We start from the raw sequence: 20,188 nt of genomic DNA on the forward strand, positions 1-20,188 counted from the left end.
GGCGGGCAGCGGGTCAGCCCGCAGGCCGACGCGCGAGGTGGCCGTCACTCCTCGTCGAGTTCGGCGAGCACCTCGTCGGGGATGTCGGCGTTGGTGTAGACCTCCTGCACGTCGTCGCTGTCCTCGAGCGCCTCGACGAGCTTCATCACCTTGCGGGCGCCGTCGGCGTCCAGCGGAACCGTCACCGACGGTATGAAACTGAGTTCCGCAGAGTCGTAGTCGATGCCGGCGTCCTGCAGTGCGGTGCGCACGGCCACCAGATCGCCCGGTTCGCAGACGACCTCGAACCGGTCCCCCAGATCGTTGACGTCCTCGGCGCCGGCGTCCAGGACCGCGGTGAGCACATCGTCCTCGGTGAGGTCGTTCTTCTCCAGGATGACCACACCCTTGCGGTTGAACAGGTAGGCCACCGAACCCGGATCGGCCATGTTGCCGCCATTGCGGGTCATCGCCACCCGGACCTCGCTGGCGGCCCGGTTGCGGTTGTCGGTGAGGCATTCGATCAGCACCGCCACCCCGTTGGGGCCGTAGCCCTCATAGGTCACGGTCTGCCAGTCGGCGCCGCCGGCCTCCTCGCCGGCGCCGCGCTTACGCGCACGCTCGATGTTGTCGTTGGGGACCGACGCCTTCTTGGCCTTCTGGATGGCGTCGTACAGGGTCGGGTTGCCCGCCGGGTCGCCACCGCCCACCCGGGCGGCGACCTCGATGTTCTTGATCAGTTTGGCGAACATCTTGCCGCGGCGGGCATCGATGATCGCCTTCTTGTGCTTGGTAGTGGCCCACTTGGAATGGCCGGCCATGCTGTCTACCCACTTCCGCGGTCGTACTGAAGTCTGCGCCCGACGAGTTTACGGGCATCGCCGCACACCCGGCTTTTCGCCGCCGCGGGGCGACGTCGGTCTGTTAGCTGCACCACAGCGCTTTCCTCTCGAACTTACTCCGCAGTAAGATCGTGGTTGACCGTACAGCAGCGCGGATCATCACGTGTGAAAGGACCGCGACTCCATGTCGTTCTCGCTTGAACTACCGCCCGACCTCGTCCACATCCAGAACTGGGTGCACGAGTTCGCCCGCGATGTCATCCGCCCCGCCGCCGCCGAATGGGACGAGCGGGAGGAGACGCCGTGGCCGATCATCCAGGAGGCCGCCAAGGTCGGCATCTACTCGATGGAGTACTTCGCCGAACAGGCCGCCGAGCCGACCGGGCTGGGCATGCCGATCACCTTCGAGGAGATGTTCTGGGGCGACGCCGGCATCGGGCTGTCGATCCTGGGCACCGGGCTGGCCGCGGCCGCACTCGCCGGCGGCGGCACCCTCGAGCAGCAGGCCGAGTACCTGCCGCAGATGTTCGGCACCGTCGACGACCCCAAGGTCGCGGCGTTCTGCGCCTCGGAGCCGGGCGCGGGCTCCGATGTCGGCGCGATCCGCACCCGCGCCCGCTATGACAAGGCCACCGACGAGTGGGTGCTCAACGGCACCAAGACCTGGGCCACCAACGGCGGCATCGCCGAGGTGCACATCGTGATGGCGTCGGTGTATCCGGAGCTGGGCGCCCGCGGCCAGGCGGCGTTCATCATCCCGCCGGGCACCAAGGGCTTCAGCCAGGGCCAGAAGTTCAAGAAACACGGCATCCGGGCCTCGCACACCGCCGAGGTGGTGCTCGAGGACGTCCGGCTGCCGGGCCGGTTGATCGTCGGCGGGCGGGAGAAGTTCGAGGAACGCATCGCCCGGGTGCGTGAGGGCAAGAGCTCCAAGAGCCAGGCCGCGATGGCCACCTTCGAGCGCACCCGCCCGACGGTCGGCGCCATGGCGGTCGGGGTGGCCCGCGCCGCCTACGAGTACGCGCTCGAGTACGCCCTGCAGCGCGAACAGTTCGGCCGCAAGATCGCCGAGTTCCAGGCGATCGCGTTCAAGCTGGCCGACATGAAGTCGCGCATCGACGCCGCGCGGCTGCTGGTGTGGCGGGCCGGATGGATGGCCCGCAACGGCAAGTCGTTCGACAACGCCGAGGGTTCGATGGCCAAACTGGTCGCCAGCGAGACCGCGACCTACGTCACCGACGAGGCGATCCAGATCCTCGGCGGCAACGGCTACACCCGCGACTACCCGGTCGAACGGATGCACCGCGACGCCAAGATCTTCACGATCTTCGAGGGCACCAGCGAGATCCAGCGGCTGGTGATCGCCCGCGCGCTCACCGGGCTCCCCATCCGCTGAGACGCCGGCGGTTTCGGCGCGCGACCGGACCGACGCACCCGTCAGCGCGCCGAGATCACCGTGCCGAGATCACCGTGTCGACAAAGAGTTCGTGGACGCGGCGGTCACCGGTGATCTCCGGGTGGAACGCGGTGGCCAGCACCGCGCCCTGCCGCACCGCGACGATGTGGCCGGCGGCGCGTGCCAGCACCTGCACACCCGGTCCGACCCGCTCCACCCACGGCGCCCGGATGAACACCGCGTGCACCGGGGCGTCGAGGCCCTCGAACTCGATGTCCCCCTCGAACGAGTCGACCTGCCGGCCGAACGCGTTGCGCCGCACCGTCATGTCGATGCCGCCCAGCGGGACGGCGGCCCGCCCCTCGGCGCCGGCGTCGAGGATCTCACTGGCCAGCAGGATCATGCCGGCGCACGATCCGTAGGCCGGCATCCCGGCGGCCAACCGCGCCCGCAGCGGGTCGAGCAGTTCGAACTCGCGCAGCAGGTGGCTCATCGTGGTGGACTCCCCGCCGGGGATGACCAGCGCGTCCACCGCGTCGAGGTCGCTGCGCCGCCGCACGGTGACGGCCTCGGCGCCGGCGGCGTCCAGCGCCGCGAGGTGCTCGCGGGTGTCCCCCTGCAGCGCCAGGACGCCGATGGTCACCCGGGCGCTCACGGCCGGGTCTGCGTCTGCTCGGTCTGGATCTGCTGGGTCCTGGTGAAGTTGCGCGGGTAGCGGGTGAGCCCCTCCTGCATCACCGCGGCCACCATCTCCCCGTACTGGTTGAAGATCTGGCCCTGGGTCAGCGCCCGGCCGCCGCAGGCCGACGGCGAGGACTGGTCGTAGAGCAGCCACTCGTCGGCGCGGAACGGCCGCATGAACCACATCGCGTGATCCAGCGACGCCACCTGCAGGTGGGGCCGCTCCGCGACGTGGTTGACCTGTGCCGACCCCAGCAGGGTCAGGTCGCTCATGTAGGCCAGCGCGCAGATGTGCAGCACCGGGTCGTCCGGCAGCGGGTCCCGGTGCCGGAACCACACCTGCTGTTGGGACGCCTTGCCGGCGACGCGCTTCAACTTGTCGCGCGGCACCACCCGCACATCCCATTCGTCGAACTGGGCGAAGCCGGCGTCGTCGAACGCCCGGGCGGACCGGAAACCGGGCAGATCGTCCGGGGGCGGCGCCTCGGGCATCGCGTCCTGGTGCTCGATCCCGCTCTGGTCGGTCTGGAACGACGCCGACATCGAGAAGATCACCTCGCCGTGCTGGATCGCGCTGACCCGGCGGGTGCAGAACGATCCCCCGTCCCGCAGCCGCTCCACGAAGTACACCGTCGGCGCCCGGGCGTCCCCGGGGAGCAGGAAATAGCCGTGCAGCGAGTGCACCTGGAACTTCGGGTCGACGGTGCGCACCGCCGACACCAGCGACTGGCCGGCGACGTGACCGCCGAACGTGCGTTGCAGGAAGCCGGACTCCGGGCTGAACACCTTCCCGCGGTAGATGTTGACCTCGAGCTGCTCGAGATCGAGGATCTCCTCGATCGCCATAGGCGGCGCTTACCAGCCGCGTTCGGCGAGCCGATGCGGAACCGGCACGTCGGCGACGTTGATGCCGACCATCGGTTCGCCCAGATTGCGCGACACCTTCGCCAGCACGTCCGGATCGTCGTAGAACGTCGTCGCCTTCACGATCGCGGCGGCCCGCTGCTCCGGATTGCCGGATTTGAAGATCCCCGAGCCGACGAACACACCCTCGGCGCCCAGCTGCATCATCATCGCCGCATCGGCCGGGGTGGCGATACCGCCCGCGGTGAACAACGTCACCGGCAGCTTGCCGGTCCGCGCGACCTCGGCGACCAGTTCGTAGGGCGCCTGCAATTCCTTTGCCGCAACGTACAACTCGTCTTCGGGCAGCGCCGACAGCCGACGGATCTCGGCGCGGATCTGCCGCATGTGGGTGGTGGCGTTGGACACGTCGCCGGTGCCGGCCTCACCCTTGGACCGGATCATCGCCGCACCCTCGGCGATGCGCCGCAGGGCCTCACCGAGGTTGGTGGCGCCGCACACGAACGGCACGGTGAACTTCCACTTGTCGATGTGGTGGGTGTAGTCGGCCGGGGTGAGCACCTCGGACTCGTCGATGTAGTCGACGCCGAGGCTCTGCAGGATCTGCGCCTCCACGAAGTGGCCGATGCGGACCTTGGCCATCACCGGGATGGTGACCGCGTTGATGATGCCCTCGATCAGGTCGGGGTCACTCATCCGGGCCACACCACCCTGGGCGCGGATATCCGCAGGTACCCGCTCCAGCGCCATCACCGCCACCGCTCCGGCGCCCTCGGCAATGCGGGCCTGCTCGGGGGTGACGACGTCCATGATGACCCCGCCCTTGAGCATCTCGGCCATGCCGCGCTTCACACGGGCCGTACCGGTCTGCGCACCGTCGGCCGAACCGTTCGGGCCGACGGCCTTATCGCGGGTCTCCACTGTCATCTCCTCCACTTAGGTGCTCCCGCCAGTCTAAGGGTGCCGCCAAATCGGATATTCCCGCAGTCAGCGGATCGATTCGGGCTCCGCGGCCCGTGTGGCGCCGAACGCCGCGGGGTGATCGGCCAATTCGTTGGCCCGGGCCAGCAACTCGCCCAACTGCAGCGGATAGACGGTCTCCCCGCGGGCGGCCAGCTCGGTGATCGTCGCCGCATCACACCAGCGGTGCCCGTGGATGTACTGCCGCTCCAGACCGCTTCGCCCCGACGACGACGGTTCGAACCGGCGGGTGCGGTAGATGAAGAACGTCTCCTCGCTGCGCACCACCGCGCCGTTGAAGTCCAGCAGCGCATCGCGCCGCCACACCGGGCCGATCAGATCGCCGGGATCGACGCGCAGCCCGGTCTCCTCGGCCAGCTCACGCGCCGCGGCCTCGGCCAACGACTCCTCCTGCTGGACCGCGCCGCCCACGGTGAACCACCACCGCCGGGGCGGTTCGTCACCGTCGCGGGCCGGGTCGGACCCGCAGAACAGCAGCACCGCACCGTGCTCGTCGAGCAGGATGACCCGTGCCGAGGACCGCCGGGTCACCGCAGTGGCGTCCCGCGCGATGCCCACCCCGGCCCGTTCGACGATCTCGAAATAGGTTGGCAGCGGAGCCCTTCCGCCCAGCCGCAGCAGGCGGACCAACGTCCGCTCACGCAGCGCCAGGGTGTCGCGCACCGCGTCGTTGTGGAACCGGCGGGCCAGCACCACCCGTGCCTCGGCGTCGGCCAACTCGGCCACCAGCCCCACCGGCAGCGACACCGGATCCACCAGCGCCAACTCGGCGGACAGTTCGTTCTCGGCGTTCTCCCGCAGCGACCGCGGCGCCCGCTCGGCGGCGTCGGCCAGGGCGGTCAGCCGGCGGGCCTGTGGACCCGCCCCGTAGGCCTCGATCGCGACGGCGCGGGCCACCACCGCGCGCCGGGCCAGCGCCGCGTCCAGGGCCTGCCAGGACAGGTCGTAGCGCACGTGCAGCCGGTCCAGCCGGTTGGCGGTCTGATACGCCCACACCCCCGCGACCGCCAGCACCACGACCAGCACCGCCAGGGTGGCGAAAATCACCCAGGTGATCACCGGCACACCACCGTCGGGGCGCGGGCGATCACGTGGCGACCCTCACCTTGGCGCCGGCGCTCGCGACGGTCTCGTACACCCGCATGATCTGACCGGCCACCACCGACCAGTCGTAGCGCCGGACCGCCTCCGCGGCCACCTCGATGTAGCGCTGCCGCAGCGCGTCGTCGCCGAGCACCTCCAGCAGACCCTGCGCCAGCGCGGCCGGGTCGTCGACCGGCACCAGGCGGCCGGCCTGCCCGTCGAGCAGCACCCGGCGGAATGCGTCCAGCTCGCTGGCCACCACCGCGGTGCCGGCGGCCATCGCCTCCACCAGCACGATGCCGAAACTCTCACCCCCGATGTGGGGTGCGCAGTACACGTCGGCGCTGCGCATCGCCGACGCCTTGGTGGCGTCGTCGACCTGACCGAGGAACCGCAGATGCCGGGCGTAGCGGCCGGCCTTTCCGCGCAGCTCCTGCTCGTCACCGCGGCCGACGATGAGGATCTCGATCTCCGGATACCGTCCGACCAGCGCGGGCAGGGCGCCGAGCAGCACCGCCATCCCCTTGCGCGGCTCGTCGTAGCGGCCGAGGAACAGCACCGTGCGGCCCGGCCGTGGGTATCCGTCCAGCAGCGGCGCCTCGGCGAACGACGCCACGTCGACCCCGTTGGGGATCTCCACCGCATCCGAGCCGAGCGCCTCCATCTGCCAGCGCCGGGCCAGATCCGACACCGCGATCCGGCCCACGATCTTCTCGTGGTAGGGCCGCAGGATTCCCTGGAAGACGCTGAGCGTCAACGACTTCGTCGTCGACGTGTGGAAGGTCGCCACGATCGGACCCTCGGCGGCCTGCAACGCCAGCATCGACAGGCTCGGCGCGTTGGGCTCATGCAGATGCAGGACGTCGAACTGTCCCTCGGCCAGCCACTTCTTGACCTTGCGGTGGGTGGCCGGACCGAACCGCAGCCGCGCCACCGATCCGTTGTAGGGAATCGGCACCGCCCTGCCGCCGGAGACCACGTAGTCGGGCAACCGCACCTGCGGCGAGAACGGCGCCAGCACGCTCACCTCGTGGCCGCGGGCCCGCATCACCTCCGCCAGCTGAAGCACATGGGCCTGCACCCCGCCGGGCACGTCGAACGAGTAGGGGCACACCATCCCGATGCGCACTCAGCTCGCCTCCAACTTCCTCCGACGCTGCTCCGGCAAATCCGCCAGCCACTGCGGCTGCAGCATATGCCAGTCGGCGGGGTGTGCGGCGATGTTGGCGGCAAACACATCGGCCAGCGCCTGGGTGATCACGCCGACGTCCCCGGAGGACACGTCGATCGGCGGGTAGACCTGCATGCCCCAGCCGTCCGGCTCGAACCACAGGTGAGCGGGCAGCAGCACGGCGCCGGTCTCCAGCGCCAACCTGGCCGGCCCGGCCGGCATCCGGGTCAGCTCACCGAAGAAGTCCACCTGCACCCCGGACCGGGTGAGGTCACGGTCGGCCATCAGGCACACCACCCGGTTGGCGCGCAGCCGCTCGCACAGCACCTCGAACGGCGGCCGGTCGCCCCCGGTGTGCGGCAGCACCTCGAATCCCAGGCTCTCCCGGTAGGCGATGAACCGGTTCGCCAGCGACTCGGGCCGCAGCCGCTCGGCCACCGTGGTGAACGGGCCGTGGTTCTGCACCAACCACACCCCGGCCATATCCCAGTTGCCGCTGTGCGGCAACGCGATCACCGCCCCGCGCCCGGCGTCCAGCGCCGCCCACAGGTAGTCGATGTCGTTGACCGTCAACTGCCGGCCCAGCGCCCGGTGGTCCATGGTGGGCAGCCGGAACGCCTCCCGCCAGTACCTGGCGTAGGAGGACAGCGACGCCCGTATCAGGTCGTCGGGCACCTGCTCCGGGGCCACCCCGAGCACCCGGGCCAGATTGCGGCGCAGCTGGTCGGGACCGCCGTCGCGGGCCGCCCAGCGGGCACCGGCCTCGAACGCGCCGCGGGCCACCGATTCGGGCAGCGCCCGCACCAGCCGCCAGCCCGCCGCGTAACTCCAGTCGCTGAGGCGACCGGTCAGCGGACTGTCGGCGCCGTCGCTCACGACTCCCCCGGTTCGGACCGGTCCCCGGGCCCGTCGGACCCGTCGGCGCCGCCCGCGGGTTCCAGCGGGTCCGTCGCGCCGGGTGAGCGCCGCACGGTGTGCAGCCGCTGCAGCACGGTGATCACACTGGCCACCGCCAGCACCCACAACGCGACCGGCAGCGCCCACGGCAGCGGCACCACCGGCAGATCGCTCAACCCCGCACCGAGCGTGACGATCACCAGCCGCTCCGGGCGTTCGATGATGCCGCCGTCGCCGCGCAGGCCGCTCGCCTCCGCGCGGGCCTTGATGTAGGAGATGACCTGCGAGGTCACCAGGCAGATCAGGATGGCGACCGCCAGCGGCGCGTCGTCGAGGCCGAACACCGCCCACCACAGCAGACCGCAGAACACCGCCCCGTCGGCGATCCGGTCGCAGGTGGCGTCGAGCACCGCGCCGAACCGCCGCCCGCCGCCGCTCTCCCGGGCCATCGCCCCGTCGAGCATGTCGGCCAGCACGAAGAACGCCACCACCGCCGAACCCCAGAACAGCTGCCCCATCGGGTACAGCGTCAAGGCGCCCAGCACGGTGCCCGCGGTGCCCAGGATCGTGATGCTGTCCGGGGTGAACCCGATCCGCAGCGCGGCCCGGGCCGCCGGCCGGGACAACCTGGTGTAGGCCGCCCGGGTCATCAGATAGAAGTTGCTCAGCGTTCGCCCCCCGTCGTCACTGTTGCTCGGACTGTCTGGCCCACTCGGCGGCCAACAGGCGACGGGTCTCGCGGAGAAGCTGCGGAACCACCTTGGAACCGCCGATGATCGTGATGAAGTTGGCGTCCCCGCTCCACCGCGGCACGACGTGCAGGTGCAGATGGTCGGCGAGCGAACCACCGGCCGACGCACCGAGGTTCAGCCCGACGTTGAACCCGTGCGGCCGGGACACCGCCTTGATGACGCGGATCGCCTTCTGGGTGAACGCCATCAGCTCGGCGGTCTCCTCGACGGTCAGGTTCTCCAGTTCGGCCACCCGGCGGTACGGCACCACCATCAGATGCCCGGGGTTGTACGGGTAGAGGTTGAGCACCGCGTACACCAGTTCGCCGCGCGCCACCACCAGGCCGTCCTCGTCGGTCATGGCGGGGATGTCGGTGAACGGCTGCTCGGATCTGGCCGATCCGCTGCCGTCCCGCCGCTTGGGCGCCTCGGCGATGTAGCTCATCCGGTGCGGCGTCCACAACCGCTGCAGATGGTCGGGCTCGCCCGGACCCTGGTCGACGATCGTCCTCTCGTCGCCCAGCTCGCGGTCCCGGCCCTCATTGTTGTGTCCGGCCGTCACGACACCTCGCCCGCCTTCGCGCCCGGCTCCACGTCCGCCTTCACCAGTTCGGCTGTCGGAGTGGAGTTCTCCCGCCGCGCGATCCACGCCACGATCGCCTCGACGGCCGCGTCGCGCGGGACGCCGTTGAGCTGGCTGCGGTCCCCGAACCGGAAGCTCACCGCGCCGTTCTCGATGTCGCGGTCCCCCGCCAACAGCATGAACGGCACCTTCTGGTTGGTGTGGTTGACGATCTTCTTGGCCATCCGGTCGTCGCTGGTGTCCACCTCCACCCGCACACCGTGGGAGCGCAGTTGGGCGGCAACGTCTTCCAGATAACCGATGTGGTCGTCGGCGACCGGGATGCCGACCACCTGCACGGGCGCCAGCCAGGCCGGGAACGCGCCCGCGTAGTGCTCGGTGAGCACCCCGAAGAACCGCTCGATCGAACCGAACAGCGCGCGGTGGATCAGCACCGGACGCTGCCGGCTGCCGTCGGCGGCGGTGTACTCCAGCTCGAACCGCTCGGGCATGTTGAAGTCCAGCTGGATGGTCGACATCTGCCAGTTGCGGCCCAGCGCATCCTTGACCTGCACGGAGATCTTCGGGCCGTAGAACGCCGCCCCGCCCGGGTCGGGCACCAGCTCCAGCCCCGACCCCTCGGCCACCTCGCGCAGCGTCTCGGTGGCCTGCTCCCACAGCTCCTCGGAGCCGACGAACTTCTCCGGATCCCTGGTGGACAGCTCCAGGTAGTAGTCGTCGAGCCCGTAGTCGGCCAACAGGTCCAGCACGAACCTCAGCAGCGACGCCAGCTCGTCGCGCATCTGCTCGTGGGTGCAGTAGATGTGCGCGTCGTCCTGGGTCATCCCGCGCACCCGGGTCAACCCGTGCACCACCCCGGATTTCTCGTAGCGGTACACCGACCCGAACTCGAAGAGCCGCAACGGCAGTTCGCGGTACGACCGCCCCCGCGACCGGTAGATCAGGTGGTGCATGGGGCAGTTCATCGGCTTGAGGTAGTAGTTCTGCCCCGGTTTGCGCACCGTGCCGTCCTCGTTGTATTCGGCATCGATGTGCATGGGCGGGAACATGCCGTCGGCGTACCACTCCAGATGGCCGGAGGTGACGTACAGCTGTTCCTTGGTGATGTGCGGGGTGTTGACGAACTCGTAGCCCGCCTCCAGGTGCTTGCGCCGCGAGTAGTCCTCGAGCTCACGGCGCACCACACCGCCCCTGGGATGGAAGACCGGTAGGCCCGAGCCCAGTTCGTCGGGGAAGCTGAACAGGTCGAGCTCGACCCCGAGCTTGCGGTGGTCGCGCCGCTGGGCTTCCTCGAGCAGCTCCAGGTAGCGGTCCAGCGCCTCCTGGGACTCCCAGGCGGTGCCGTAGATCCGCTGCATGCTGGCGTTGTTCTGATCACCGCGCCAGTAGGCGGCCGACGTCCGGGTCAGCTTGAACGCCGGGATGTAGCGGGTGGTGGGGATGTGCGGGCCACGGCACAGATCGCTCCACACCCGCTCCCGGGTGCGCGGGTTGAGGTTGTCGTAGGCGGTCAGCTCGTCCCCGCCGACCTCCATCACCTCCGGGTCGCCGGACTTGTCGTCGACGAGTTCGAGTTTGTACGGCTCGTCGGCCAGGTCCCGCCGGGCCTCGTCCTCGGAGGCGTAGACGCGGCGGGCGAACAGCTGGCCCTCCTTGATGATCTTGCGCATCCGCTTCTCCAGCGCCTCGAGGTCCTCGGGCGTGAAGGCGCGGTCGACGTCGAAGTCGTAGTAGAAGCCGTCGGTGATGGGCGGGCCGATGCCCAGCTTGGCCTCGGGAAACATCTCCTGCACCGCCTGGGCGAGCACGTGGGCTGCGGAGTGCCGGATAACGCTGCGGCCCTCCTCGCTGTTGGCGGGCACCGGGATCACCTCGACGTCGGTGTCGGGCGTCCAGCTGAGGTCACGCAGTTTTCCGGAGGGATCGCGGACCACGACGACGGCGTCGGGGGCGCCCCGGCCGGGCAGCCCCGCAGCCCGGACCGCCTCGCCGGCAGTGGTCCCCGCGGCGACCCGGATCGGGGCTGCGGGGGCGGCGGTTGCGACGGCACTCATCGGGCTCTCTCCATCACGTCGAAGGTGGTCAACGGGGTCGGACGCGACCCATGCTATCGGGACGCGCGGTCACGACCCGATGCCGATGGGGCTTCTCAGCCACGGCCGATCGACGCCGAACAGGGCCGCGCCCCAGCCGACCGCACCGACCACCCACAGCGTCACGATCACCACCACGGCGGTGAGGACCGCGCCCAGGGCCTGCACCGCCGGATGCTGCCGGCCCAGCCAGTCCATCACCGCGTCGTAGCGGGCCTTGGTGAACCGCAGCGAACGCTGCGCCCAGGCGAACTCGGTGGCCAGCAGCGCCAGGCCGAGGAAGAAGATGGCCCAGCCCGGACCCGGGTACGGGATCGCGATGATGCCGATCACCACCACCACCAACCCGACCACCCCGACCGTGCTGCGGTAGACGGCGTTGAGGATCCGCCGCCGGCGCAGCTGTTCGCGCCGGGCAGCCAGCCACTGCCGCCGGGCGGTCAGCCGGTGTCGCCACCCGGAGGTCGGTGCGGCGGAGAACCCGTCGGTTTCCGGTGCCGGCCGGTGCTGTTCGGATGGTTGTACGCTCACCCCACCACGGTATGGGGTCGCGGCGCTCACGGCTGCCCGGGTTTGAGCCGGACGCACAGCGCCTCCCCGTCGGCGAGCACGGTGGCGCCGTCGAGCAGCCGGCCGGTGACGAAGGTCTTGCGGCCTTCGATCCGGTCGATCTGGGCGCTCACCTGCAGCGGCCGCTCGATCGGCGCGATCTTGCGGTAGTCGACGTGCAGGTACGCGGTGCGCTGGTACCGGTTCCCGGTGAGGGTGGCGGCGGTGTAGCCGAGCAGCGAGTCGAACAGCAGCGACACCGCACCGCCGTGGGCCGCCCCGTTGCGGCCGAGGTGGAAGCGCCGGAACCGGGTGGTGCCGACGACGCGGTCGTCGGACCGCCGCACGTCCAGCGGCACCGACAGCACATTGCCGCGGTTGGGCAGATCCAGCCGCCGCCCCGACGGCGACGTCCACTCATCCGCCCAGTACGGCTGCAGCAGTTCGTTGACCGCCTCGACCATCGCGGCGGCCCGGCTGATCACCTCATCGGGGGCGTCGGCGGCGCGGGCGTGGTCCTGCAGTGTGCGCACCGCCTCGATGAACCGGCCGTAGTCGGGGCCGCCGCGGGTGGTGGGCTCCGACGGTTTGAATCCACCGCCCGGATGCGCACCGACGGGGTGTCTGTCTGCGGATTCCATACTCGCCGCAGCGTAGCCAACCCGCATTCGGGCCCGGGATTTGGCATGGTGACGGCGTGAAGCTCGGCAATCTGGTCTGTGAGTTGGGTTTTCGCCACCACGATAGGACCGTTCGAGACGACCCGGTTGCTGACGATCCTGCTCACCGAGTCGTTGCCGGTGGTGGTGGTGGTGGAGGGCCGGCCCCGCGAGGAGGTGATCGGCGACCTGTTGCCCGCGGGGCTGGACTGGTGGGCGGCGCTGCTGCCGTTGCCGGCGGTCGCGGCGATCTGGGCGATCGAGGCGTGGCGGCTCGACGGTTTCGCCCATGTGCGCGAGTTCGTGGCGAAACCGACCGGCCGCTAGTTCCGGGCCGGCGAGCGGGTGACGTCGACCGGTGGGGCGGCCTGGGCGAAGAGCCGCTCCACGTCCTCCGGCCGGCACGGCGCGGTGCCCGGTGTCAGCAGCATCGCCGACCCGGTCGCCACCCCGTAACGGACGGCGTCCGACAGCGACCACCGTCGGCTCAGCGCCACGGTGATCCCGGCGACCATGGCGTCACCGGCGCCGACCCCGCTGAGCACCACCGGCACGTCGATCGCCTCGAACTTCTGGTCGACGTCGGCGGTCGCGAGCAGAGCGCCGTCGGCGCCGAGCGAGACGACCACCGCCTGGGTGACCCCGCGGTCGATCAGCTCGTGCGCGGCCGCGATTTGATCGGCGGTGGTGGGGATGTCGCGGCCGACGTATTCGCGTAGTTCCCGTTTACTCGGCTTGACCAGGAACGCGCCGTAACGCACCTGGGTGAGACCGCCGCCGGAGCTGTCCAGGATGAGCAGCACCCCGAGTTCGCGGCACAGGTCGGCGACGCGCTGGTAGAAGTCGGCGGGCACCCCCGGGGGCAGGCTGCCGCTGGCGACGAGGAACTGCGCCGACGCGGCCACCTCCCGCAGCCGCTGCAGCACCGCGTCCTGTTCCTCGTGGGTGACGAACGGGCCGGGCAGCACGAACCGGTACTGGTGTCCGGTGCTCTCCTCGTTGACCGTCAGGCTCTCGCGGGTCAGATCGGCGATCGGCACCGAGTGGTACGACACCCCGCTGTGTTCGAGCATGTCGGTGAGCAACTCGCCGGTGTGGCCGCCGATCGGGAACACCGCCGTCACCGGGGCACCCAGCACATGCGCGATGCGGGCCACGTTGATGCCACCGCCACCCGGGTCGTGGCGCACCCCGTGGCACCGCACCTTGCTGGTGTGATGCACCCGGTCGGTGGTGGTGCTGATGTCCAGGGCCGGGTTCATCGTCAACGTGACGATCGTGGGCCGGCCGGGGTCCGATGGCGAGGTTTCCGGCAAGGTCTCCGCCCTATCGCTGCTGTGTCGGTCGTCGGGGGTCGGTCAGATCGAGAGTCGGATGACTCGACCCTATAAGCCCCCGAACCAGCGGGTGCGACGGTCTAGCGTCCGGCGGTGTGCCACACCCGCATGTCCGGCTGCGACCTCTCCACCGGGGTCAGCAGCACCACCAGCCACGTCACGGTGAGCACCACCACCGCGACCGTGCACAACACCGTCCACACCAGCGGATCGGGCGCCGGGGTGGTGCGGTGCCACCACAGCGCCGCCATCCCCGTCACGCTGCCCACCCAGCAGATGATCACCGCCGCACAACACCACCGGAACCGGCGCTTGCGCAGCGCGACCGCCGAGAGGAACGCGGCCAGCAGCAGCACCGCCGTCGTCGCGGGCAGCACTGCCCCGCCACCGTGGGCCACCGGATGGATCGCGCCGGCACTCCACCACCGCGCCACCGCGGCCACCGCGAGCACGCCGACCGCCCACGTGGCGGCGATCCGCCACGCCCGTGTGATCTTGATCTCCTGCAGTACCCGCCGTTCGATACCGCGCAGCGTGTTCTCGATGTAGGCGTCTTGCCGCCCAGTACTCACCCGAACTCCTCGTGCTCGCTCTGTCCCACTACGGAGGCAGGCGCTTACCTGTCAATTTCTCGTTCCAGCCCTGCTCTCAGCCGGTACGGTCGACCGGCCTGGCCTGCTGGAGCAGATCGTCGCGGGCCCGGGCGACCCGGGAACGGATCGTGCCCACCGCGCAGCCGCACACCTCGGCCGCCTCGGCGTAGGACAACCCGAGCACCTGGGTCAGCAGCAGGGCGTGTCGCCGGTCGGTGTCGAGCCCGTCGAGCAGCAACTTGATCTCGACGATGTCCTCGAACCGCCCGTCGGGGCGGCGCTTGTCGAGGACCGTGTGCACGTCGACGGCATAGCTGGTGCGGGGCCGGCTCTGGTTGTGCCGAATCTGGTCGACGACCACCCGCCGGGCGATCGACAGCAGCCAGGTGCGCGCCGAGGATCGGCCGTTGAACTTCGGCAGGGACCGGATCGCTCGCAGGAACGTCTCCTGGGTCAGGTCGTCCGCGCTGCCGGGATCGGCCAGGTAGGCGACCGTGCGCCAGACATCCCGCTGGGTCGCCCGGATGAACTGTTCCAGCGCCGCCGGGTCACCCCGACCGGCGGCCAGCGCGAGCCGGGTGACCCGGTCGTCGTCACGCAAACCCACGCGCCGACCCTATGCGATCGGTGACCGGACCCCGGCGCCCGGTCGGGCCGGCGGCCCTGCCGCCCCTCACGCCGCCGACCTGTTGACCGGCCACAGATGGCGTCGCCCCGTGGGTTCGAGGTCACCCGGTCCGGACGGATCCTCGACCGGCTCGGCCTCCCCCGCGCCGTCCGGCAGCCCGATGGAGCCGTCCCACGGATCGCCCGGGTCACGCTGGGCCCGCCAGACCAGCAGCGCCAGCACGGTGCCCAGTACCACCGGCAGATGGCTGAGCACCCGCGCCGGGGTGACCAGGCCGGCCAGCCAGTCGGCGATGACGTAGACGGTCAGCGCGACGGTGAACACCGTCGACACCCCGGCCAGACCGGTCGCGGCGACGGGCCGGACCGCGGCGGCGATCATCACCGCGCCGAGAGCCAACGACCAGGCGGTGGACTCGTTCAACAGGTGCACACCCTGGTGGGCGCCGTGATGCGTCCCGTGATGCGCGAGCATCCCGAAGTTGGTCCCGGTGGCCTGCGCGACGCCCAATGCCAGTTGCAGCACCCCCACCACCCCCAGCGCCCAGCGCGGCCACGGCACCCGGACCGGACGGGTCAACACCGGGATGCGCGGGAGGCGCCGCCGGTTCCGCGGCGCCGGTGCGAGACCGATCGCCGAGCGGGTCGCACCGGCCAACCGCCGGATCTCCGCGGCCTGCCGGGACACCAGCAGATACCAGGCGGCGCAGGCCTGACACGATTCGAGATGTTCGTCGACCCGGGCGGGCGGCACCGGTTCCTGTTCGTTGTCGATCCGCGCCGACAACGCCTCACGCGCGACATGACAGTCCATACCCTCATAGTCGGCGCCGGGCCGCAGTTGGTTCCCGGCGGTCCGGCTGTGCCCGGCGGAACACGCCGCCGAAGTTGTGAGATAGCGCTCAGTCGAGGAACTTCCGGGGGCTTCATCCGACAGCTACGGGTGGGACCGGCAGGGTCCGCGCCGGGGCAACCGCACCGGCCCACCGACAGTAAGGGAGCAGATGAAGTCCGTCAGACGTCGAGTATGGATCGCGTTATCACTGGCCGTGGCAATGCTTTTCGCGGGAGCGCCGGTCGCCCACGGCGGCTTGGACAATGAGCTGTCGCTGGTCGACGGGCAGGACCGGACGCTGACGGTGCAGCAGTGGGACACCTTCCTCAACGGGGTGTTTCCGCTGGACCGCAACCGGCTGACCCGGGAGTGGTTCCACTCCGGCCGCGCCAAGTACCGCGTCGAGGGACCCGGCGCCGAGGACTTCGAGGGCACCCTGGAACTGGGCTATCAGATCGGGTTCCCGTGGTCGCTGGGCGTGGGCATCAACTTCAGCTACACCACCCCCAACATCCTCATCGACGGCGGCGACATCACCGGCCCGCCGTTCGGGCTGGACTCGGTGATCACCCCGAACCTGTTCCCGGGGGTGTCGATCTCGGCGGACCTGGGCAACGGTCCGGGCATCCAGGAGGTCGCCACGTTCTCCGTCGACGTGGCCGGCCCCGAGGGCGGGGTCGCGGTGTCCAACGCCCACGGCACCGTCACCGGTGCGGCCGGCGGGGTACTGCTGCGGCCGTTCGCCCGGCTGATCGCCTCCACCGGCGACAGCGTCACCACCTACGGCGAACCCTGGAACATGAACTGAATCAGGGACCAATGGCCCTGCCGGTCCGATCAGACACCACCTAACTTGATGTATGCCCGGGCGCGGGCGGCGAACGGGGGGTGCGCCACCCGCGCCCGGCTCCACGTCGGCCCGGTGCGCATCGTGGCATCGTCCCGTAGCGTGGAAAGCGATTTCCGGGGGCGGCAATGCGGAACATCTACCACGAGCAACTCGATTCGCTCGGCAAGGAACTGGCCCGGGCGTGCGGGCTGGCCGGACGGGCGATGGCCCGCGCCACCCGCGCGCTGCTCGAGGCCGATCTCGCCGAGGCCGAAGGCGTCATCACCGATCACCGCGAGATCGCCGCGGTGAGCAGCCGTGCGGAGTCCACCGCGGTGTCGCTGCTGGCGCTGCAGCAGCCGGTGGCCGGTGAACTCCGTGCGATCGTGTCCTGCCTGAAACTGGCGTCCGACATCGATCGGATGGGCGGGCTGGCGGTGCACGTCGCCAAGATCGCCCGCCGGCGGCACCCCCGACCGGTGCTGCCGGAACCGATACGCCCCCTGTTCGCCGAGATGGGCCGGGTCGCCGAGGAGATCAGCACCACGGCGCGCGACGTGTTGCTCTCCGGTGACGCCGAGACGGGAGCCCAGCTGCGCCAGCACGACGACGCGATGGACGACCTGCACGACCGGCTGTACGAGCAGATCCTCGACGACTGGCCGTACGGGGTGCAGGCCGGTGTCGACGCGGCGCTGCTCGGCCGGTTCTACGAACGGTTCGCCGACCATGCCGTCGAGATCGGCCGGCGGGTGGTGTTCGAGGTGACCGGAACCCTGCCGCCGGAACAGGAAGTGTCCACCTACTGAGGCCGGCTACCGGTCTCGGCTGTCGGTCTCAGCGCGCCACGATCACCGGGGTCGTCACGGCGTTGACCACCGCGCGGCTCACCGAGCCGAGCAGCATGCCGGTGAATCCGCCGCGTCCGCGACTGCCGACCACCACCAGTTGCGCGTCCTCGGAGGCTTCCACCAGATGGCGGGCCGGTTCCGAGCCGACGATGCGCCGGTGGACGCTGACGTCGGGATAGCGTTCCCGAAAGCCGGCGAGGCGCTCGGAGAGGACCCGCTCGGCCGACTGCTGCACCGCCGAGAGTTCCAGCGTGGGGATGTCGGCGATGTCGGCGTCGCTCCAGGCGTGCAATGCGATCAGGTCGACACCCCGGAACGACGCCTCCTCGAACGCCACCGCGGTGGCCCGCTGCGCCGACTCCGATCCGTCGATGCCGACCAGCACCGGCCGCTTGGCGAAGTCCGGGGTGTGCGGGGTGCCCTCCCGGATGACGGCCACCGGGCAGTGCGCGTGGTGCACCAGACCGCTGCTCACCGAGCCGAGCAACACCCGGCGCAGCGGTCCCTGACCGCGGCTGCCGACCGCCACCAGTTTCGCCTGCTTGGACGCGTCCACCAGGGTCGGCACCGGCGCCGCGCGGACCACGCCGGTGACCACCCGCACCGCGTCGTCGCCGGCGGGCCCCGGCCCGGCGGCCCGGGCCTCCTGGAATGCGTTCTCGGCGATCTCGGCCGAGTCCGCGAGGATCTGCCGCGCCTCGTCCTCCTGCCACTGGATCAGCGAATCGGGGATCGGGCCGGCCGGCCACACCAGCGGTGCCCCTATCGAGGTCGCGGTCATCACATGCACCAGCGTGAGCTGCAGGTTGCGCAGCGCCGCCGACCGCGCGGCCCACCGCACCGCGTCCGCGGACGCCGCGGACCCGTCCACCCCCACGACGATCCCCTCATAGGCGGCCGTACTGGACACTGGCATGCCTCCTGCGGTCCCGCGGCCCGGAGTCACTGTCGGGCCCCTACGGATTCGACCCTAGAGCCCAAAACGGTGTCGTGGCAGCGTAACGCGGGCACACTCATCAAGATGGGACCGTTTGCGAACCGACGAGAAGCGGGACGGATGCTGGCCGACCGGCTGGCGCCGCTGGCCGGCCGCGACGTCGTGGTGCTCGGCCTCCCGCGCGGTGGTGTGCCGGTGGCGTTCGAAGTGGCGCAGCGGTTGCGGGCGCCGCTGGACGTCCTGCTGGTGCGCAAACTGGGGGTGCCGTTCCACCCGGAGTTGGCGTTCGGCGCGATCGGTGAGGGCGGTGTCCGCATCCTCAACGACGCGGTGGTGCTGCAGGCGCGGCTCTCCCCCGCCGACATGGCCGGCGTGGAGCAGAAGGAAGCCGCCGAACTGGCGCGCCGCGCCGAACGGTACCGGCGGGGCCGGGCACCGGTGCCGTTGACCGGGCGGACCGCGGTGGTCGTCGACGACGGACTGGCCACCGGGGCGACCGCCAAGGCCGCCTGTCAGGTCGCCCGGGCGCAGGGCGCCGGACAGGTGGTGCTGGCCGTGCCGATCGGGGCCCGCGACACCGTCGCCGAGTTGTCCCGGTACGCCGACGAGGTGGTCTGCCTGTACTCACCCGAGGTGTACTACGCGGTGGGCCAGGGGTACCGGGACTTCTCGCAGACCTCCGACGAGGAGGTGGTGCGGTTGCTCGACGAGGCGCAGCGCCAGTCCGGTGCCGCGCCAACCGATTCCGACCCGCGGTGAGCGTCCGGTGCGGGTTTGCCGCCGGGCGGCTCAGGCGTCGGCGGGAGTGAGCAGCCCGTAGTGCCCGTCGTAGCGGTGGTAGAGCACGTTGCCGCGGCCCGACTCGGCTTCCACGAAGTACAGGAACGGCACCCCGAGCATGTTCATCCGCTCCGTGGCTTCGTCCACGGTCAGCTTCGGGGCCGGGTGCGGGCTGATCGACACCTCCACGGTGTGCGGAGCGAGTTCCTCCGGGCTGGTGGGGGTGATCTGCGCGATCCGGTAGCCCTCGTCGTCGTGGTAGAGGACGCAGTCCTGCCCGGTGCCCTTCTCGGTGAACAGGTGGAAGTCGTAGTCGAGCAGCTCCATCTCGGTCACCGCCTCGTCGAGGGTGGCGGTGGCCAGCGTGTAGGACTTGCGGCGGATGATCTGCCGCTCCTCCTTGGCCCGTGGGAAGAAGCTCGGGCGGTGTAGCGGGCGGGGCTGCTCCCGTTTGGCCTCCCATTTGCCGGTGATCCGGTCGATCTGCAGACGCAGACGATCCTCGAGGCGGTCCACCGCCTCACGGACGTTGTCACCCTCCACCTGGGCCCGGATGAACCTGCCGCCGACGTTGATGTTGGCCTGCGCGACGACGGGCCGCTCCGGTGACCCGTCCTGGTGGCGGGTGAGCCTGACCCGGGCGTGCAGGATCGGCCGGCGGGTGTACTTGTTCAGCCCGCCGAGCTTGCTCCGCACGTAATCCTCGGCGCCGGGCATGGTGCCCTGCGTCGAGATCTCGATGTCGAATGCCTGGGTCACGTCCGCAGTATCAGCCATGCCCAATTTCTACACGCTCGGCGGGGCAGCAAACAGGGTCCAAGGTCCTGGTGTTTCGGCCCGGGGTGTGGAGGGCATCACAGTGCGCAGACGGCCACGACGAAGGCCGGCGC

At 70.4% G+C, this 20,188-nt stretch carries 22 protein-coding genes and 1 pseudogene; 5 read left to right on the plus strand and 18 right to left on the minus strand.

Annotated features, from left to right (window positions below):
- Positions 1 to 44: 44 nt before the first annotated feature.
- A complete protein-coding gene (locus CKW28_RS13185) occupies positions 45 to 800 on the minus strand; it encodes a YebC/PmpR family DNA-binding transcriptional regulator (RefSeq protein WP_003924318.1) in 756 nt (251 codons plus the stop codon).
- Positions 801 to 1,005: 205 nt separating this feature from the next.
- On the opposite strand from CKW28_RS13185, the gene CKW28_RS13190 reads away from it, so the two are divergent.
- Complete coding sequence (locus CKW28_RS13190; protein WP_003924317.1) at positions 1,006 to 2,217, plus strand: acyl-CoA dehydrogenase family protein; 1,212 nt, start codon at positions 1,006 to 1,008, stop codon at positions 2,215 to 2,217.
- Between the two features lie 55 nt (positions 2,218 to 2,272).
- On the opposite strand, the gene pdxT is transcribed toward CKW28_RS13190, so the two are convergent.
- From pdxT to CKW28_RS13245, 11 genes are all read right to left on the minus strand, one after another.
- Positions 2,273 to 2,872: a pyridoxal 5'-phosphate synthase glutaminase subunit PdxT gene (pdxT, locus tag CKW28_RS13195; RefSeq protein WP_003924316.1), complete on the minus strand. Its 600-nt coding sequence runs from the start codon at positions 2,870 to 2,872 to the stop codon at positions 2,273 to 2,275.
- A complete protein-coding gene (tesB, locus tag CKW28_RS13200) occupies positions 2,869 to 3,744 on the minus strand; it encodes an acyl-CoA thioesterase II (RefSeq protein WP_003924315.1) in 876 nt (291 codons plus the stop codon). Before tesB ends, pdxT begins: the two co-directional genes overlap by 4 nt.
- Positions 3,745 to 3,753: 9 nt before the next feature.
- A complete protein-coding gene (gene pdxS, locus CKW28_RS13205; protein ID WP_050811895.1) occupies positions 3,754 to 4,689 on the minus strand; it encodes a pyridoxal 5'-phosphate synthase lyase subunit PdxS in 936 nt (311 codons plus the stop codon).
- Positions 4,690 to 4,749: 60 nt separating this feature from the next.
- On the minus strand, positions 4,750 to 5,802 hold the full coding sequence (locus tag CKW28_RS13210) for an NUDIX hydrolase (RefSeq protein ID WP_040546209.1): 1,053 nt from the start codon (positions 5,800 to 5,802) through the stop codon (positions 4,750 to 4,752).
- Between the two features lie 28 nt (positions 5,803 to 5,830).
- Positions 5,831 to 6,955: a glycosyltransferase family 4 protein gene (locus CKW28_RS13215; RefSeq protein WP_003924312.1), complete on the minus strand. Its 1,125-nt coding sequence runs from the start codon at positions 6,953 to 6,955 to the stop codon at positions 5,831 to 5,833.
- Positions 6,956 to 7,873, minus strand: coding sequence for a phosphatidylinositol mannoside acyltransferase (locus CKW28_RS13220; protein ID WP_003924311.1), 918 nt, complete (start codon positions 7,871 to 7,873; stop codon positions 6,956 to 6,958). It abuts the gene before it with no gap.
- Positions 7,870 to 8,562: a phosphatidylinositol phosphate synthase gene (pgsA, locus tag CKW28_RS13225; protein ID WP_040546208.1), complete on the minus strand. Its 693-nt coding sequence runs from the start codon at positions 8,560 to 8,562 to the stop codon at positions 7,870 to 7,872. The genes CKW28_RS13220 and pgsA overlap by 4 nt, the downstream gene beginning before the upstream one ends.
- A 16-nt stretch (positions 8,563 to 8,578) precedes the next feature.
- The gene (locus tag CKW28_RS13230) at positions 8,579 to 9,187 is read right to left on the minus strand and encodes an ATP adenylyltransferase (protein WP_003924309.1); all 609 of its coding nucleotides are present in this window, start codon (positions 9,185 to 9,187) and stop codon (positions 8,579 to 8,581) included.
- Entirely contained in the window at positions 9,184 to 11,262 is a 2,079-nt protein-coding gene (gene thrS, locus CKW28_RS13235; RefSeq protein WP_003924308.1) for a threonine--tRNA ligase, read from the minus strand. Before thrS ends, CKW28_RS13230 begins: the two co-directional genes overlap by 4 nt.
- Positions 11,263 to 11,331: 69 nt before the next feature.
- Positions 11,332 to 11,832 (minus strand): TIGR02611 family protein, encoded by a 501-nt coding sequence (locus tag CKW28_RS13240; RefSeq protein ID WP_003924307.1) that lies wholly within the window; start codon positions 11,830 to 11,832, stop codon positions 11,332 to 11,334.
- Between the two features lie 26 nt (positions 11,833 to 11,858).
- Positions 11,859 to 12,491, minus strand: coding sequence for a PaaI family thioesterase (locus CKW28_RS13245; RefSeq protein WP_003924306.1), 633 nt, complete (start codon positions 12,489 to 12,491; stop codon positions 11,859 to 11,861).
- A 78-nt stretch (positions 12,492 to 12,569) separates the two neighbouring features.
- Between CKW28_RS13245 and CKW28_RS13250 the strand changes: the two genes are divergently transcribed.
- Positions 12,570 to 12,836, plus strand: a complete 267-nt coding sequence (locus CKW28_RS13250; RefSeq protein WP_003924305.1) for a hypothetical protein — start codon at positions 12,570 to 12,572, stop codon at positions 12,834 to 12,836.
- On the opposite strand, the gene CKW28_RS13255 is transcribed toward CKW28_RS13250, so the two are convergent.
- The 4 genes from CKW28_RS13255 to CKW28_RS13270 all read right to left on the minus strand — a co-directional run bounded on the left by CKW28_RS13255 (position 12,833) and on the right by CKW28_RS13270 (position 15,880).
- Positions 12,833 to 13,825, minus strand: coding sequence for a 1-phosphofructokinase family hexose kinase (locus CKW28_RS13255; RefSeq protein WP_040546198.1), 993 nt, complete (start codon positions 13,823 to 13,825; stop codon positions 12,833 to 12,835). The two genes, CKW28_RS13250 and CKW28_RS13255, sit on opposite strands and share 4 nt — an antisense overlap.
- A 101-nt stretch (positions 13,826 to 13,926) precedes the next feature.
- Complete coding sequence (locus tag CKW28_RS13260; RefSeq protein WP_003924303.1) at positions 13,927 to 14,418, minus strand: hypothetical protein; 492 nt, start codon at positions 14,416 to 14,418, stop codon at positions 13,927 to 13,929.
- Positions 14,419 to 14,494: 76 nt separating this feature from the next.
- Positions 14,495 to 15,046 (minus strand): RNA polymerase sigma factor SigC, encoded by a 552-nt coding sequence (gene sigC, locus CKW28_RS13265; protein WP_003924302.1) that lies wholly within the window; start codon positions 15,044 to 15,046, stop codon positions 14,495 to 14,497.
- Positions 15,047 to 15,112: 66 nt separating this feature from the next.
- Positions 15,113 to 15,880 carry a zf-HC2 domain-containing protein gene (locus tag CKW28_RS13270; RefSeq protein WP_003924301.1) on the minus strand — a complete coding sequence of 256 codons (768 nt, stop codon included), beginning with the start codon at positions 15,878 to 15,880 and terminating at the stop codon, positions 15,113 to 15,115.
- Positions 15,881 to 16,070: 190 nt separating this feature from the next.
- Here CKW28_RS13270 and mspA point away from each other — a divergent pair, with 190 nt between their 5' ends.
- Entirely contained in the window at positions 16,071 to 16,709 is a 639-nt protein-coding gene (mspA, locus tag CKW28_RS13275; RefSeq protein ID WP_040546197.1) for a porin MspA, read from the plus strand.
- Positions 16,710 to 16,876: 167 nt separating this feature from the next.
- Positions 16,877 to 17,539 carry a phosphate signaling complex protein PhoU gene (gene phoU / locus CKW28_RS13280; RefSeq protein ID WP_003926734.1) on the plus strand — a complete coding sequence of 221 codons (663 nt, stop codon included), beginning with the start codon at positions 16,877 to 16,879 and terminating at the stop codon, positions 17,537 to 17,539.
- Between the two features lie 28 nt (positions 17,540 to 17,567).
- Here the strand turns inward: phoU and CKW28_RS13285 are convergent, their stop codons facing one another.
- Entirely contained in the window at positions 17,568 to 18,497 is a 930-nt protein-coding gene (locus CKW28_RS13285; RefSeq protein WP_040547289.1) for a universal stress protein, read from the minus strand.
- Between the two features lie 105 nt (positions 18,498 to 18,602).
- Between CKW28_RS13285 and CKW28_RS13290 the strand changes: the two are divergent.
- A pseudogene (locus tag CKW28_RS13290) lies at positions 18,603 to 19,271 on the plus strand (phosphoribosyltransferase); the annotation flags it as partial.
- Between the two features lie 36 nt (positions 19,272 to 19,307).
- Here CKW28_RS13290 and CKW28_RS13295 read toward each other — a convergent pair.
- Entirely contained in the window at positions 19,308 to 20,075 is a 768-nt protein-coding gene (locus CKW28_RS13295) for a ribosome hibernation promotion factor (RefSeq protein WP_040547291.1), read from the minus strand.
- Between the last annotated feature and the right edge of the window lie 113 nt (positions 20,076 to 20,188).

The organism is Mycolicibacterium thermoresistibile, assembly GCF_900187065.1.
Taxonomy (GTDB): domain Bacteria; phylum Actinomycetota; class Actinomycetes; order Mycobacteriales; family Mycobacteriaceae; genus Mycobacterium; species Mycobacterium thermoresistibile.

Coding starts and splice junctions, on each gene's coding strand:
- CKW28_RS13185 (WP_003924318.1), bottom strand. CDS start 800: ATGGCCGGCCATTCCAAGTGGGCCACTACCAAGCACAAGAAGGCGATC.
- CKW28_RS13190 (WP_003924317.1), top strand. CDS start 1,006: ATGTCGTTCTCGCTTGAACTACCGCCCGACCTCGTCCACATCCAGAAC.
- tesB (WP_003924315.1), bottom strand. CDS start 3,744: ATGGCGATCGAGGAGATCCTCGATCTCGAGCAGCTCGAGGTCAACATC.
- pdxS (WP_050811895.1), bottom strand. CDS start 4,689: ATGACAGTGGAGACCCGCGATAAGGCCGTCGGCCCGAACGGTTCGGCC.
- thrS (WP_003924308.1), bottom strand. CDS start 11,262: ATGAGTGCCGTCGCAACCGCCGCCCCCGCAGCCCCGATCCGGGTCGCC.
- CKW28_RS13245 (WP_003924306.1), bottom strand. CDS start 12,491: ATGGAATCCGCAGACAGACACCCCGTCGGTGCGCATCCGGGCGGTGGA.
- CKW28_RS13270 (WP_003924301.1), bottom strand. CDS start 15,880: ATGGACTGTCATGTCGCGCGTGAGGCGTTGTCGGCGCGGATCGACAAC.
- mspA (WP_040546197.1), top strand. CDS start 16,071: ATGAAGTCCGTCAGACGTCGAGTATGGATCGCGTTATCACTGGCCGTG.
- phoU (WP_003926734.1), top strand. CDS start 16,877: ATGCGGAACATCTACCACGAGCAACTCGATTCGCTCGGCAAGGAACTG.
- CKW28_RS13285 (WP_040547289.1), bottom strand. CDS start 18,497: ATGCCAGTGTCCAGTACGGCCGCCTATGAGGGGATCGTCGTGGGGGTG.
- CKW28_RS13295 (WP_040547291.1), bottom strand. CDS start 20,075: ATGGCTGATACTGCGGACGTGACCCAGGCATTCGACATCGAGATCTCG.